General features: G+C 60.6%; 12 protein-coding genes and 1 pseudogene. 10 read left to right on the plus strand and 3 right to left on the minus strand.

Annotated elements, in window-relative coordinates:
• The 7 genes from BMY30_RS16455 to BMY30_RS16485 all read left to right on the plus strand — a co-directional run.
• The coding region (locus tag BMY30_RS16455) for a transposase (protein WP_139195543.1) at positions 1 to 210 on the plus strand (210 nt) is incomplete at its 5' end.
• Between the two features lie 287 nt (positions 211 to 497).
• On the plus strand, positions 498 to 2,219 hold the full coding sequence (locus BMY30_RS16460) for a hypothetical protein (protein WP_139195544.1): 1,722 nt from the start codon (positions 498 to 500) through the stop codon (positions 2,217 to 2,219).
• On the plus strand, positions 2,216 to 3,109 hold the full coding sequence (locus tag BMY30_RS16465; RefSeq protein WP_089715729.1) for a glycosyltransferase family 2 protein: 894 nt from the start codon (positions 2,216 to 2,218) through the stop codon (positions 3,107 to 3,109). The genes BMY30_RS16460 and BMY30_RS16465 overlap by 4 nt, the downstream gene beginning before the upstream one ends.
• Positions 3,106 to 3,534 carry a UDP-N-acetylglucosamine transferase subunit ALG14 gene (locus BMY30_RS16470; protein ID WP_244516255.1) on the plus strand — a complete coding sequence of 143 codons (429 nt, stop codon included), beginning with the start codon at positions 3,106 to 3,108 and terminating at the stop codon, positions 3,532 to 3,534. Before BMY30_RS16465 ends, BMY30_RS16470 begins: the two co-directional genes overlap by 4 nt.
• Positions 3,531 to 4,040: a glycosyltransferase gene (locus BMY30_RS16475; protein WP_089715732.1), complete on the plus strand. Its 510-nt coding sequence runs from the start codon at positions 3,531 to 3,533 to the stop codon at positions 4,038 to 4,040. The genes BMY30_RS16470 and BMY30_RS16475 overlap by 4 nt, the downstream gene beginning before the upstream one ends.
• A 16-nt stretch (positions 4,041 to 4,056) precedes the next feature.
• Positions 4,057 to 5,439 (plus strand): undecaprenyl-phosphate glucose phosphotransferase, encoded by a 1,383-nt coding sequence (locus tag BMY30_RS16480; protein WP_089715734.1) that lies wholly within the window; start codon positions 4,057 to 4,059, stop codon positions 5,437 to 5,439.
• A 188-nt stretch (positions 5,440 to 5,627) separates the two neighbouring features.
• Entirely contained in the window at positions 5,628 to 6,902 is a 1,275-nt protein-coding gene (locus tag BMY30_RS16485; RefSeq protein WP_342027800.1) for an O-antigen ligase family protein, read from the plus strand.
• Positions 6,903 to 7,582: 680 nt separating this feature from the next.
• On the opposite strand, the gene BMY30_RS16500 is transcribed toward BMY30_RS16485, so the two are convergent.
• Positions 7,583 to 8,290, minus strand: a complete 708-nt coding sequence (locus BMY30_RS16500) for a lipopolysaccharide kinase InaA family protein (protein ID WP_089715736.1) — start codon at positions 8,288 to 8,290, stop codon at positions 7,583 to 7,585.
• A gap of 27 nt (positions 8,291 to 8,317) precedes the next feature.
• Entirely contained in the window at positions 8,318 to 9,388 is a 1,071-nt protein-coding gene (locus BMY30_RS16505; RefSeq protein ID WP_089715739.1) for a glycosyltransferase, read from the minus strand.
• 205 nt (positions 9,389 to 9,593) lie between these two features.
• Between BMY30_RS16505 and BMY30_RS16510 the strand changes: the two genes are divergently transcribed.
• From BMY30_RS16510 to BMY30_RS16520, 3 genes and pseudogenes are all read left to right on the plus strand, one after another.
• Positions 9,594 to 10,052, plus strand: coding sequence for a tellurite resistance TerB family protein (locus BMY30_RS16510; protein WP_089715741.1), 459 nt, complete (start codon positions 9,594 to 9,596; stop codon positions 10,050 to 10,052).
• A gap of 80 nt (positions 10,053 to 10,132) precedes the next feature.
• The gene (locus tag BMY30_RS16515; RefSeq protein ID WP_089715743.1) at positions 10,133 to 11,374 is read left to right on the plus strand and encodes an NAD(P)/FAD-dependent oxidoreductase; all 1,242 of its coding nucleotides are present in this window, start codon (positions 10,133 to 10,135) and stop codon (positions 11,372 to 11,374) included.
• 156 nt (positions 11,375 to 11,530) lie between these two features.
• Positions 11,531 to 12,910, plus strand: a pseudogene (locus BMY30_RS16520) (IS1380 family transposase).
• Between the two features lie 234 nt (positions 12,911 to 13,144).
• Here BMY30_RS16520 and BMY30_RS16525 read toward each other — a convergent pair.
• The gene (locus BMY30_RS16525) at positions 13,145 to 13,570 is read right to left on the minus strand and encodes a hypothetical protein (protein ID WP_089715785.1); all 426 of its coding nucleotides are present in this window, start codon (positions 13,568 to 13,570) and stop codon (positions 13,145 to 13,147) included.
• Positions 13,571 to 13,651: the final 81 nt, after the last annotated feature.

Consider the following 13,651-nt stretch of genomic DNA (forward strand, 5'->3'; position numbering starts at 1 on the left):
CTGCTGCTGGTGATCGAGAAGACCAAGGCCAGTATCCGGGCCAAGGTCGAGCATCCGTTTCATGTCATCAAGAACCTCTTTGGCTATCGGAAGGTTCGCTACAAGGGGCTGGCCAAGAACCAGGCGCAGCTGTTCACCCTGTTTGCTCTCGGCAATCTGGTGTTGGCAGGACGATGCCAGGGATGCGTTGACGGGGTCAGTGTGTCTTGAATCCGGCCTGGCAGCCGGATAACCCGGCTGTCGGGTAAAACAGACCACCTGAGGTGGTCAGGTAGGGATCGCTGAAGCGATGATCGGGCCATTTTGGCTCTTCAACTACCCAGAACAGCATTGTTCAGCGGTTCCCTAAATCACGGGGCGGGCATGTTGTTTTCCCATCTGCTTATAGGTTGTGACACCTGATGTGGCTCTATCGGTTAGCTAGCCGCCACCTGCACTGGTCGGCTTCGGTACTCAGAAAGTTTTTCAGATTCGTGCCACTGCCGACGCTGTCCGTCGTGGCATTGACCTTGGTGAGTCAGTTTGCCAAGCTGCTTGCCTTCTTCCTGCCCCTCAAGGTCATCATCCTGATCGGCTCCACCGGGATTCCGCACTATTTTCCGGATGCCTGGGCGGCCTTCGACCGGGACTTTCTGGTCGTTGCGCTAAGCTTTACCACCCTGCTGTTCTATCTCGTTCACCTGCTGGCCGAAAGGCTGCTGGGGGCCACGGCCGCGAAGGGCGCGGCGGGCGTGGTGGAGCGCAGTCGCAAGTTGGCGCTGTTTTCCAACCAGGATGAAGTGGCCAGTCAGGCCTATAAGAAACTCGCCGCCGGCCTGGCCACCGGTGTGCTGACAGCGCTGCTCGGCGTGCTGTTCGCTATCCTCTACCCGGCTTTTCTGGCCGTAATGGTGGCCTATGTGGTGGGCGTGTCGGCCGTGATATCGCTGGTTACCCAGAAACAGCCGGAACGGCGTGTGAAACTCCAGGAAAATGCCAAGAACCTGATCGGGCTGCTCTCCGGGGGCGGCTTTCTGCTGCTGTTTGCCTTCATGGTGACGGACTTCCTGCTCTGGGAAGGGGTGAGCTTCATGGTGGCGATCATTAGCCTGCTGCTCTCTCGGCAACTGCTGAACCGCGTCGAGAGCATGATCAAGGATGCCCTCTGGCTTCACGACAAGCGCCTGCAGATCAATGCCATCTTCTTCACTGGGCACCGGTTGGAGACGGGGCCGGAGAACCCGCGGCACCGCAAGCTGTGGGAGCTGCTGACGCTGGTCGATCGGCCCGAGCGTCTCATCCCGCTGCTGGAGCACGTCAGCGGGACCGCGCTGACGGTCGACAGCACACTGACCTGCCGTTGGCGCCAGAGCGGGCTGATCGATATTCTCGTCTTCGATGTGGAACTGCGGGTACCGGGCAGTGAGCCTCAGGGTTTTCTGCTCAAGGTCTTTGACAGTCGTCACAAGAAGGCTGCCCTGAACGAGGCAGAACTGCTGGCATCCGCGACCGGGCGCGCGCTGCCGGCCCCCGAGTTACGGGGTGTGGACCAGTTGGAGCGCTTCGATGTGCATCTGTTGCGCTTTCCGGCCGGGATGCGCGTCAGCCGTGACGCTGCCTCGAATCAGCTTGCCGACCGTTTGGTCCGCTGCTGGCAGGTGGTGCCCGGGAAGAACCTGGTGGACCGCTACCGCCGCTCTCACCCCTTCCTGCATCAGCGCTTTTCATCGCGCATGCTGGAGCGCCTGGCCGCTGTCGCCGCCGATTCAACGCAGCGAGCCCAGGTCGACCAGTTGGCCAGGCGCTTCGATGCGCTGCTGGCCGAACTGGGCAAGCTACCCTTGGTGGTGATCAATCCGGGGGTACCGAGGGAGCTGACGTTTGTCACGGATTCCAGTGAGCTGCAGCTGGCTCATTGGGGAAACTGGACCCTGGAACCGGTCGGGGCCGACTTTCCGCTTGGTATGCTTCGAGAAGGGCGGCTGCAGCAGGTGTACGCAGCGGCTGCCGAGCAGCGTGACGACTTGAAGGCGGTCCCGATCGACCGTATTCGCCTCTGTGCCCAATGCAGCGCCTTTGAAACGTTCTTCAATAAGCAGAAGTATGCCGATGCCCTCGCACTGCTTTCAACAATGCTGCGCTGTCTGCAGCAGCTCGAGTCTCCTCAGGGAGACGTCGAAGTGGCAAGCCAAGGCCGTAACGGTGAGCTCGATCCGGCCAGCGAAGTGAAGGATTCATGAGCCTACCCGTTCTGCCGGATTTGACGGTCATCATCCCAACCTATCGCGACTGGGAAGGCCTGCAGCACTGCCTTGCGGCACTGGCGAAGCAGCGCTACCCACGGGAGCGCTTCGAGGTCCTGGTGGTGAACAATGCCCCTGAAGAGTCTCCACCCGTTGAATTGAGCTGGCCCGCCAACACACGGCTGCTCGGAGAGGCCAAGCCGGGCTCCTACGCGGCTCGCAACCGGGGGATAGCGGAGGCGCGGGGCGGGATACTGGCCTTTCTCGATGCGGACTGTGTGCCCGAGCCCTGCTGGCTGGAAGCGGGCCTGGCGTGCCTGGCGGCGGGTGAGGGCGCTTCGCTGGTGGCGGGGCGGGTGGAATTGACCTTTACTGGCCAGCGCCTGCGGCCCGCCGAGTGTTTCGAGAAGGCGTTTGCCTTCCGCCAGGCGCAGAATGCCACCGATGGCGTCTCGGTGACGGCGAACCTGCTGGCACGACGCCGGGTGTTCGACGCGGTGGGTCTGTTCGACGACGCGCTGATGTCCGGGGGAGACTTCGAGTGGACACGCCGTGCGACGCTTCAAGGCTTCCGGCTGGTATACTGCGCGGATTGCGTGGTGGCCCATCCTGCCCGCGCCTCCGTCAAGGCGCTCGCCGGCAAGGCCCGGCGCGTTTCGACCGGCAGCCGAGAACTTTACGGCGAGAGGGGGGCGTTCAGCGGCCTGCGGCGGGTGTTGGGCAACGTGTTTGCCGACCTGGCGGCGCTGTGTTCACGGGATGACATGGCCTGGCGTGAACGTTACTGGGCCCTGCTGGTGCTGGGCTATCTCAAGGCGGTCAAGGTGCACCAGCGGCTGCAGTTGGCGCTGAGACCCAAGCAGTCGAACAGGGAGCGTTATCGGTGAGAATACTGTACGTGGCCTCCTTCGGCGGCCACTGGGTGCAGTTACAGCGCCTGGCCGAGTTGGTCGAGACCGACGAGGCAGTGTTCGTGTCTACCTCGGGTTCGCATAACGATGCCGCTAGCCATTATCTGGACGACTTCAGCGTGCGCGAGCTCTGGACCGGGCTGCGACAGTTGCCCAGGGCGCTGCGTATCGTCAGGCACAGCGACCCGTACCTGATCGTCAGCACCGGCGCCGCGCCGGGGCTGCTGGTGCTCTTCGCTGGGTTTGTGTTGCGCAGGAAAACGCTGTGGGTCGACAGCATCGCCAACAGCCGGCGGCTGTCGCTCTCGGGCCGTGTTGCCAAGCTGTTTGCCAACCAGGTGCTCACCCAGTGGCCCGAGCTGGAAACGCGACGCGTTCGCTATCTGGGGAGGCTGCTGTGAAGGTGCTGTTCACCGCGGGGACACAGTTCGCCTTTCCCCGCATGGCGCGTGCGGTGGATGCCGTGGCAGGGGAGCGCCCTGACTGGGAACTGGTTTACCAGGCGGGCCCCCGGGCCCAGGGCGATGCCTTGCCGCGGAATGCAGGGCCGCTCGTGCAGCCATTCTTCCCGGCAGCCGAGTTCCAGGCGTTGTTCGAGGCGGCCGACCTCGTGGTGACGCATGCCGGCATGGGCAATATCATGGCTTGCCTCGAGCAGGGAAAGCCGTTCCTGATGATGCCGCGCCTGGCGACACGTGGCGAGCACCGCAACGACCATCAGCGTGATACGGCCGAAGCGGTCGCGCGGATGTATGGCATTGCGTACTGCCTCGAGGTCGAGCCGTTGGTGAAGGCCGTGCTCGCGCATGATCCTGCAAGCCACCCCCCCTATGACGTCATGGAGCGGATACGGCACGAGCGTCAACACTTCGGGCAGCAACTGAACAGGCTGATTCAGCAACTCTAGTTATGACCGGGACCCCATGAAGAGAAGTACCGTTGGCTTCACCGAGCGCTATCCTGCTCAACTGATCGTTCCCGTGGTCGATGCCCTGGCGGTCATCGTGGGTGGCTTGTTGGGGTACTGGCTTCGTTTCGGCACCTTCGATCTGCATGAGCGTTTCTGGCTGGCGATCGCGATCATGGCGCTGCTGGTGATACTGCTCAATACCCTGCAGGGGGCCTATGCCCGTTGGCGGATCACGCGCATTCATACGCTGCTGGCCAAGTTGATGCTGGTCTGGTTGATCGTGGCGATCACGGCGGCATCCATCATCTACTTTGCCCATGCCGCCGAACGCTATTCCCGGCTGTGGGTCGGCTATACGTTGGTCATCTCGTTCGTGCTCACCGGTGGCCTCAGGGTGCTGGCGCAAGTGTTGCTGCGTCGTGCCAGGAAACGAGGCAGGGCGCGGCGTTCGGTGTTCCTGGTCGGCCCGGGGGAACAGCTGGTTCGGGTCGCCAAGGGCATGCGGGCCGCGCCTGCCGAGGGGTATTCCATCGCCGGCATCGAGCGCCTTGCCGGCCATCCTGAAGGTGGCTTCCTCGAACGAATGACGCGCCGTGTAATCGAGTCCGGGGCTCGTGAGGTGTGGATCTGTGTCCCCCTCGAGCTGGGAGGCGTGGTGCGTGCCATCTTCTATGCGCTGCGCAACCAGACGGCGGAGGTGCGTTTCATCCCGGATTTTCAGGACATGCACCTGCTCAATCACCGCATGAGCGAGGTGGCGGGGCACCTGGCCGTCGACCTTAGCGTGACGCCGATCGATGGAATGGCTCGAATCGTTAAACGGCTGGAGGACATCCTGCTCGGTGCCGTGTTCAGCATCATCGCCCTGCCGGCGTGTATGGTGATAGCCATTGCCATCAAACTGACCTCGCCCGGCCCGGTATTGTTCAAGCAGTATCGTACCGGCAACAACGGCCGAAGGTTCAAGGTCTACAAGTTTCGTACCATGGCGATCCACGAGGAAGCCGCTGGCACTGTCACGCAGGCCTGCCGGAATGATCCCCGCATCACGAGGTTGGGGGCATTCCTGAGACGGACCTCCCTGGATGAACTGCCGCAGTTCTACAATGTGCTTCAAGGCAGGATGTCCATCGTGGGACCAAGGCCACATGCCTTGGCCCACAACGAGGAGTTCAAGGAGCTGGTGGAATCCTATATGAAGCGCCACAAGGTCAAGCCGGGCATTACCGGCTGGGCACAGGTGAACGGGTTGCGCGGGGAGACGGATACCATCGTGAAGATGGAACGGCGCGTCGAGTGTGACCTCTGGTATATCGATAATTGGTCAATCTGGCTGGATCTGCGGATCATCCTGTTGACGATTTTCAAGGGCTTTATCAACAAGAACGCGTATTGAGTCCGATCCCGGTTGGCATAAATGGCTGGTCTGGCGCACCTATCGCGAGTTGGATGACACGCTGCAGGCCTTGAGTCACCATGCTCTCGGGAGCCCATGCCACCCGCTTTCCCTGTGCTAGAATGGCCGGCCTTTGCGCCGGCCATTCGCGTATATGGCCTGAGATATCCTGCTGACGACATAGATCGATGACGACCATGACTCACTCCCTGCCTGCGGCGGCGGGTTCTCCGTTGCGCCTCTATACTAGCCTCGCCGTCTTCCTGCTGGGGGCCATTGCCCTGGTGGTGCCCAGTGGCTACTCGCTGGGCGCGGTGATGCTGCTGCTGGGCAGCGCCGTGCTGTTGGTGAAACGACCGTTGCTGGGCTTGACGCGCCAGGACTGGTGGGTGATCGCTGCCCTGGCAGCTTATACCGCCATCGGCGTGCTTGAAGCCTGGTGGGATGGCCAGGGAAGTAGTGGGATCGACAAGCCCATCCGCTTTCTGCTGGCGATTCCCGCGATGCTGCTGGTGATGGTCTACCCCCCACGTTTGGCGTGGATGTGGAGCGGTTTGGCCATCGGTGCCATGGGAGCCGGCGGTTGGGCGAGCTGGCAGAAGCTCGTCGAAGGAGTTTGGCGCGCGACGGGCCATACCTATGTCATCCAGTTCGGTAACCTGAGCATGCTGCTGGGTATACTCTGCCTGGCGGGGTTGGGCTGGGCGGTGGTGCAGCCCCGCCGGGGGCCTTGGGTGGCCTTCCTTCTGGTGGGGGCGCTTATGGGCATCCTGGGGTCGATCTTCTCGGGTAGCCGTGGCGGCTGGATCGGCTTCCCCTTTGTGCTGCTGGTGCTCTATCGCGGCTATGGGCGCCACCTTTCCGCAGTCATCAAGGGTGCCGCGGTAGTGGTGGTGGTCGGTGGCGCTTCGCTGATGTACGCCCTGCCTCAGACCGGTGTGCAGTCGCGCGTTTACCAGGCCTTCGATGATATCGAGCGTTACGCTTCCGGCGAGAGCCAGCTTACTTCGGTAGGCGCGAGATTCGAGATGTGGAAGGGGGCGACACAGCTCATTCTCGAGAAACCGTTGATGGGCTGGGGCGACAACGGTTACCAGCAGGGCATGCAGGCGCTGGCCGATGAGGGGGTGATCAACTCCGGTGTTCTTCGATTCGATCACGCGCATAATGAGTTCATAGATGCCTTCGCCAAGCGCGGTATTATCGGGTTGGCCGTGCTGCTTACACTTTACTTGATTCCCATGAAGCTTTTCGCGAGACGGCTCGATTCTCCTGATTTAGAGATGAGGTCTTTGGCGGTGGCCGGGGTGTTGCTTTGTGTCGCTTATATTGATTTTGGGCTATCGCAGACGTTCCTGACGCATAACAGCGGGGTGATGATGTTTGCTTTCTGGCTGGCGTTGCTCTATGGGACGCTTAGGGCCCGCGATAAGCGTCAGCGATTTGAGGGTACTCGCGAATGACCACGATGATGGGGTTTGCTATGTTGGCTGAGAGGCCTGGGGATGGCACCAGAGGTGACTCGAACTTCCTGGATTCATAGGTGGAGTAGAGGCCCAGATCAACCATGTGAAGCCAGAGGAGTCATGCGATGTACGCGATAAAGTTCGAAGCAGACATTCGGGATGACGTTGTCAGAATTCCGGATGAGTATAAATCGTTGAAGAACAAGCATGCCCGCGTCGTTATTCTGCTTGAGGATGACCAGGCTTAGCCGGAACTGCGGGCGATGTTTAATCATTCGGCGGAGCGGGTGGATGAATGGCACGACCTGGCCGAGGACAAAGTATGGAAGTGAGACAAGGCGAGTTGGTGTTGTGTGAATTCTATTTTTCAGATTTCAAGCAGCACTAGTTAAGGCCTGTGTTGTTCTTCAGGGATAACCTGCCTTTCGATGATTTTGTGGGGATCCCTGTCAGTAGTAAGCTGGGTATGTTGCACGATGATGGATGCTTAATTGAGCAAGCTGATTTTTCAGAGGGTATGCTGCCCAAACGATCAAAGGTAATAGTGAGAAAAACATTCGTTATCTCCAAGCAAGTGGTCGTCAAAAGATATGGTGAGTTGTCAGCCACCCGTTTCCAGCGGCTTCATCAGAATTTTTGTCGATATTTGGGATGTTGTTAACCCGAGGCGAAATACGTCAGCGGGATTCCCAGGCCCTGCGCAGCAGTGCCTCGGCATGTTGCCGGTAGCCTTCTCCGCGCAGCTTGCCTGCCGTCAGCGACTTCCTGAGAGCCGACCATTGGTCGGCGTTCTTCGTGGGTAGCCGGCGCAGGTGGGCGTCTATCCAGACGATTTTCTCGTCTCGGTTGATCAGCAGGTTGTTGTAGTGGAGGTCGCGATGCACATAGCCGGCATGGGCGAGTTGCGCGACCTCCCGGCAGAAGCGTTCCAGGAACGCGAGGCGATCAGGCTCATTCAGAGCGTCAAACACCTCACCGCCGGGCCTGGCGTCTTGCAGGTGTTCCATCAGCAGCAGCGAGGCGTTGCGGTTGCCGGGATTGAGCGAGATGCCCCAGCCGTGGCAACGAGGGGTCTTCAGGCCGGCCCGGCCCAGGATCTGCAGGCTGAGATGTTCCTTGCGGGCATCGGACTGGCCCAGCCAGCGTTTCTCGAGGTAGTCGCGTAGCAGCCAATTCAGTGGGGCCTCGCACTTTGTGAACTTGTCCGGCACTATCTTGGCGAGGATTCGCTGGTCCGATGAGACATAGAAGCGGCTGCTGCCCGCAGCTTCGAAGGCCTGGGTGGTAATAGTACTGGCCAGTGCCAGCCGGTCCGGCAGGCCATCCGGGTGGAAGACCAGGTAACGCCGGCGGCGGTCGTTGAAGGGAATATCCAGCAGTTTCACATCATGTCCTGGTTGCTCAGTCCTTTATCACAGTGCCTCGAACTGAGGTAGTACGTTTTCCTTCAGGAACTTTTGGTAGTGGCGTTCCACGATCTCGATAGGAGCCTGGTCCATGCGAGAAATTGCATTAGCTAGGCCCTCTTCATTGTCCGGGGACACCAGAAAGTCGGCAAGTTCCTGAGTGAGGATTTCTCGCGGACCGCTGGGGCAATCCACACTGATGACTGGGACATGCAACAGCAATGCCTCGATAAGAACTGTGGGTAAGCCTTCTTGGTCCGACGATAGCAAGAGAGCCTTGGCTCTGGCTATCCAGGGATAGGGGTTGCGTTGGAAGGGCAGGATGTGGACCTTTTCCTGTATACCCAACTCTAGGGTCAAGTTAGTAATCGCGCTCCGCTCTTGCTCGGATCCCTTACCCATGATCACCAGTGGGGTGCTGCTACCACTGCTATAATAGGCACGTAGCAATCGGTCATGGCGCTTGCGCCGCTCGAAGGTGCCAACATGGATGAAATATTCACGTTGACTGGGCCCGTCGCTGGTATCTTTGGACAGTCGCTGTAAAAATGCCTGATCAAAGGGGTTGTAGATGACCTGTATATTCTCTTTATCGAGGTTCGCTTGTGCGATTAATGAGTCACGAATCCCTTCAGAGACGACTATGAGCCGTTTACCTGTGTAGAATCTTTTAATTTTTCGGATTTTCTTGTTTCTCTGCTGAGTATTCTCTGCGCCTTCAATGCTGTTGGCATGTACCCAGTAATACATATTAAAACCGTCTATATGACGAGTTATTTTATCGCAAGAGCAAGAAATAGTAACATCTGGTGAGAAAGCAGAGAGTGCTGTTCGGATCTTGCGAGCTTGGAGGCGCTCTATCCAGACATTGGATAATGCTTTGGTAGTTTTGCTGATAACTGCAAGATTGACAATATCCAGCTGGTCGGGAATTTCATGTTCGATACGATTTCGAAGTAGAAATACGCGTACGCAGTGGCCTTTTGCCCTCAACCCTTCAGCTGTGTTGAGCAAGACCTTCTGGGCTCCACCGCCGTAGAGGTCTGATATAACGAAGGCGAATCGTTTGTGGGGCACGCTCGGCTCCGTGACGTGTAAATTTTAAGCATGCTATCACAGCCCGGCAGCGGTGTGGCAGGGCATCCAACTGGGCGCCAAGGGGCAGGGCGGTGATCATCGCGGCTGTGGTCGGTTCGTGACCTTTTGCGTCCGTCCGCTGTCTTGAAGTGATAGCATTTCATCAATCACGACACATCGGCTAACCGGCTAGGAAGGGGACGTGATGATCGATTCGATTCAGCGTTTTTTCAGCGAGATGATGGCCGACGGTGGCGGCACCGAGCAGGCGGCCCCCACGCTGGAGCTGGCCACGGCGGCGCTGCTCTTCGAGGTGGCGCGGGCCGACTATCACCTCGATGATAGCGAAGTTGCCCTGCTGCGCGACCAGTTGCGGCGACGCTTCGAGCTGGCGGATGCCGACCTCGACGAGCTGATTCATCTGGCTCGGGAGGAGGCCGATTCCGCCGTGGACCACTATCAGTTCGTCAGCTTGATCAAGGAACACTTCGACTATGCGCAGCGTTGCGAATTGGTGCGCATGATGTGGTCGCTGTCGTTGGCCGATGGCGAGCAGCACCACCTCGAGGAGCATCGCATCCGGCGCCTGGCCGAGCTGCTGCATGTCAGCCATTCGGATTTCATCCGCACCAAGCTTCAGGTTCAGGAGGGCTCGGCCGACTGACGCCGAGTATCGGCTTTCTCTCCACGCAGAGAACGTGCATGCTCGGTATCAGTTCCCGAACAGCTGGCAAGGAGTCACAAATGGCGCGTGAAATCGTGGTGTTGGGAGCCGGGATGGTCGGCGTATCGGTCGCCTGGCATCTGGCTCGACGTGGGCATTCGGTGACCTTGGTCGACCGCCGTGAGCCGGGCCGCGAGACCTCCTTCGGCAATGCCGGCATCATCCAGCGCGAGGCGGTGCGGCCTTATCCCTTTCCGCGAGATCTCGCCACCATGCTGCGGGTGCTGCCCAATCGCGCGGTTGATATCCGCTACCGGCCCGGGGGTATGGTGAAGGCCGCCATGCCGTTGCTGCAGTACTGGCGGAACTCCGCTCCAAAGCGCTATGCGAAGATCGTTCCCGAGTACGCCTCGTTGATCGGCCTGTCGCTGGACGCCCATGCGCCGATGGTCGAGGCGGCAGGTGCCGACTCGCTGGTGCGCCGTCAGGGTTGGCTGGAACTCTATCGTACCCATGAGGCCCTGTCGGAACGGCTGACCGATGCCGAGGATAGCGCCAAGCGCTTCGGGGTCCGTTATCGGGCGCTGGATGCGGGAGAACTTGCGGCCAAGGAGCCCAATCTGGCCGGTGAACTGGCCGGTGCGATCCACTGGGAGCAACCCTGGACGGTGGCCGACCCCGGCGCCCTGGTGCAGGCCTATGCGCGCAGCTTCGAGGCAGAAGGCGGCCGCGTGCAGCGCTGCGAGATCAAGGACGTCGCTCGTAATGGCAGCGGGTGGCGAGTAGATACCAGCGAGGGCGTGCTGGAGGCCGAGCAGTTGGTGATGGCCATGGGACCCTGGTCGCGGGATTGGCTCTCGAGCCTGGGTCTTGAGCTCCCGCTGTTCGTCAAGCGCGGCTATCACATGCACTACGGGACGACCGGTTCGGCCAGGCTCAACCACTGGGTGATGGATGCCGAGGTCGGTTACCTGCTGGCGCCGATGCAGGCGGGAATCCGCCTCACCACAGGTGCGGAACTGGAGCGCCTGAATGCGCCGCCGCACCTGGAACAGTTGGCCGCCGCCGAGCGGGCCGCGAGAAAGCTGTTTCCGCTGGGAGAGCGGTTGGACCCCGAGCCCTGGAAAGGCGCGCGACCCTGCACGCCGGACATGAAGCCGGTAATCGGCCCGGCACCGGGACAGGAAGGGCTATGGTTGGCGCTCGGCCATGGTCACCAGGGCTTCACCTTGGGGCCGGCTACCGGTCTTCTGTTAGCTCAGATGATGGAGGGGGAAAGCCCCGAGATCGATATGGCACCGTTCAGGGCCGATCGGTTTTGAGATCGCGCTGCAAGTCGAGGCGTCGAACCGAGTGCTCCCACAAGGGCTTATCCCCGCTTATTCATGAGGGCGGCCTGAAAACGAAGATGACGGATGGTATTCTCTTAAGAAATCAGCACGTTCCGGCAAGAACCTGATTCCAGAGGACCATCCGCCATGGGTGAAAGGTTATCCCCCTGGATTCCGTCCTGCAACGGGTCCATCCGCGTTGAGCTCGACGGCCAGCGCACCACCAGCGACAGCGGCGCTCTGCTGCTGCGTGAAGCCCTCGACAACAGCGGCGTGATCGAGGCACTCGAAGACAACCTGGTCGATCGACGCCACCCGCTACGCATCCGTCACTCGCTGGCCAGCCAGCTGCGCACTCTGGTGCTGCAGCGAGCGATGGGCTGGATCGACCTCAGCGATACCGACACGCTGCGGCGTGATCCGCTCTGGCAACTGGCGTGCAGCGATGCACGCGGGACGACACCCTTGGCCCAGGACCGGCCGTCCCAAGCCACGCTGTCGCGGCTGATGACCTGCCTCGGGAGCAATGACAACATCGATGTCGTGCACGAAGGTCTGCTGCGACTCGTGGTCTGGCGTCTGACCTCGCTGAAGAATGGCGAGCGCCCCGAGCAGTTGACCCTGGACATCGATGGCTTGCCGATCGAGGTCCATGGCCACCAGGGCGGCTCGGCGTTTCATGGTCTTTACGGTGCGCGAATCTACTCGCCGCTGGTTGCCTCGCTGGCTGAAACCGGCGACATGGTGGGCGGCCTGCTGCGTGAGGGCAACGCCGGCCCTGCCGAGAACGCCGATACATGGATTCCGCACTAGGTACGGCGGCTCAACGAGAGCACCGGCGCCAGTGTCCGGGTACGCATCGATGCGGGCTTCACCGACAACGACACACTGGAGGCCCTGGAAGAGCGCGGCATCGAGTACCTGGGCCGGTTGCGCAGTCACTCAGGCCTCCAGAAGCTGGCGGCGACGTACCTGAAACGGCCTCGAGGCCGCCCGCCCGAGCAACCTCGGGAGTGGTGCCATGACCTTGAGTACCAAGCCGGTTCCTGGCCAACGCCGCGACGCGTGGTGCTGGTGGTGCAGGAACGTCCTGATGATCTGCTGCTGCATGCCTTCTTCCTGGTCACCAACCTCGGCAAGTTCGACTGGCCCCCTGAGAAGGTCCTGGCGCTGTACCGTAAGCGCGGCAGCGCCGAGGCGCACATGGGCGAGGTGAAGTCGGCGCTCGACGTGCACCTCTCCTCGACCGATCGTGGCGCCTCCACCGTCCAGGACGTGATGGCCCGCAACGAAGTGAGCCTGCTGCTGAGCCTCTACGCCTACCAGGTTCTGCATGGGCTGCGTCGCTTGCTCGAGAGCCGGACGCACCAAGGGTGGAGCCTGATGCGGATGCGCGAGCAGGTGCTCAAGGTCGCGGCGACGTTGTCGCTGCACGCCCGGCGCATCACGGTGCACCTCGGCGATGCCGCTGACAAATGGTGGCCCACCTTGCTGAAAGGGCTGCCTCGGCTGACGGCCTTGGCCTGACACTCGGTATCACCATGATCCAATCAGCCAACAGAACGACCACAACGGAGGTCGGCGGGCACGGCTGCGCCGGCAGCAGACATTGATTTTTATTAGTTATGAAAAGGCTGGATGAAAGTCGAATCGGGCATAGATCAACCGGCTACCAAGCGGTCGAATGACGTTGAAGTGGGTCGATGCCAGCAATCACTCGATTCAACATCCTTGTTCGGCACCCTGATGAATGAGGCAGGCTTATCGCTTCTTCTTGCGCTTTCGCTGGGTATGGTGAATCAGCAGCTTGATGACCAGGGTGAGGACGAACACCAGCCAGCCGGCGGTGGCCAGCGTATTGAACAGCAGCATCTTCAGCTCGCCGTTCATCGGCGTTATGAGGTGATCGATGACGATGGCCAGCAGGAAGGCCAGGGTCAGAGGCAGGGCGAGGATATGCATCCACATCTCGGTGCGCCGCTTACGCACATGGTAGCGGCCGAGCAAGATGCGGATGGGCCGGTGCACGAAGCTGATCAGGATCAGGCTGGCGAGCATCAGCAGGGCGGCGAGGCTTGGTTCGACGCTGCCGAGGTGCGCGGAGATGCTCACCGACCAGAAGAGCACCAGCCACATCAGGCCGGCCAGGATGGCAACGATATCGGCGTAGTGTCTTACCTTGGGCATCGAGTCCTCATCGGGCCGGGCGTCGATGGCGACGCGAACGCTGGCGCCATGATACGGCATTCAGCACCGCTTGAAGAGTCG

The organism is Halomonas daqiaonensis (genome assembly GCF_900109725.1).
In the GTDB taxonomy this organism is placed as follows: domain Bacteria; phylum Pseudomonadota; class Gammaproteobacteria; order Pseudomonadales; family Halomonadaceae; genus Halomonas; species Halomonas daqiaonensis.

Excerpts from the sequence above, each read along its gene's own strand:
- BMY30_RS16465 (WP_089715729.1), top strand. The coding sequence starts at position 2,216 with ATGAGCCTACCCGTTCTGCCGGATTTGACGGTCATCATCCCAACCTAT.
- BMY30_RS16480 (WP_089715734.1), top strand. The coding sequence starts at position 4,057 with ATGAAGAGAAGTACCGTTGGCTTCACCGAGCGCTATCCTGCTCAACTG.
- BMY30_RS16485 (WP_342027800.1), top strand. The coding sequence starts at position 5,628 with ATGACGACCATGACTCACTCCCTGCCTGCGGCGGCGGGTTCTCCGTTG.
- BMY30_RS16510 (WP_089715741.1), top strand. The coding sequence starts at position 9,594 with ATGATCGATTCGATTCAGCGTTTTTTCAGCGAGATGATGGCCGACGGT.
- BMY30_RS16515 (WP_089715743.1), top strand. The coding sequence starts at position 10,133 with ATGGCGCGTGAAATCGTGGTGTTGGGAGCCGGGATGGTCGGCGTATCG.
- BMY30_RS16525 (WP_089715785.1), bottom strand. The coding sequence starts at position 13,570 with ATGCCCAAGGTAAGACACTACGCCGATATCGTTGCCATCCTGGCCGGC.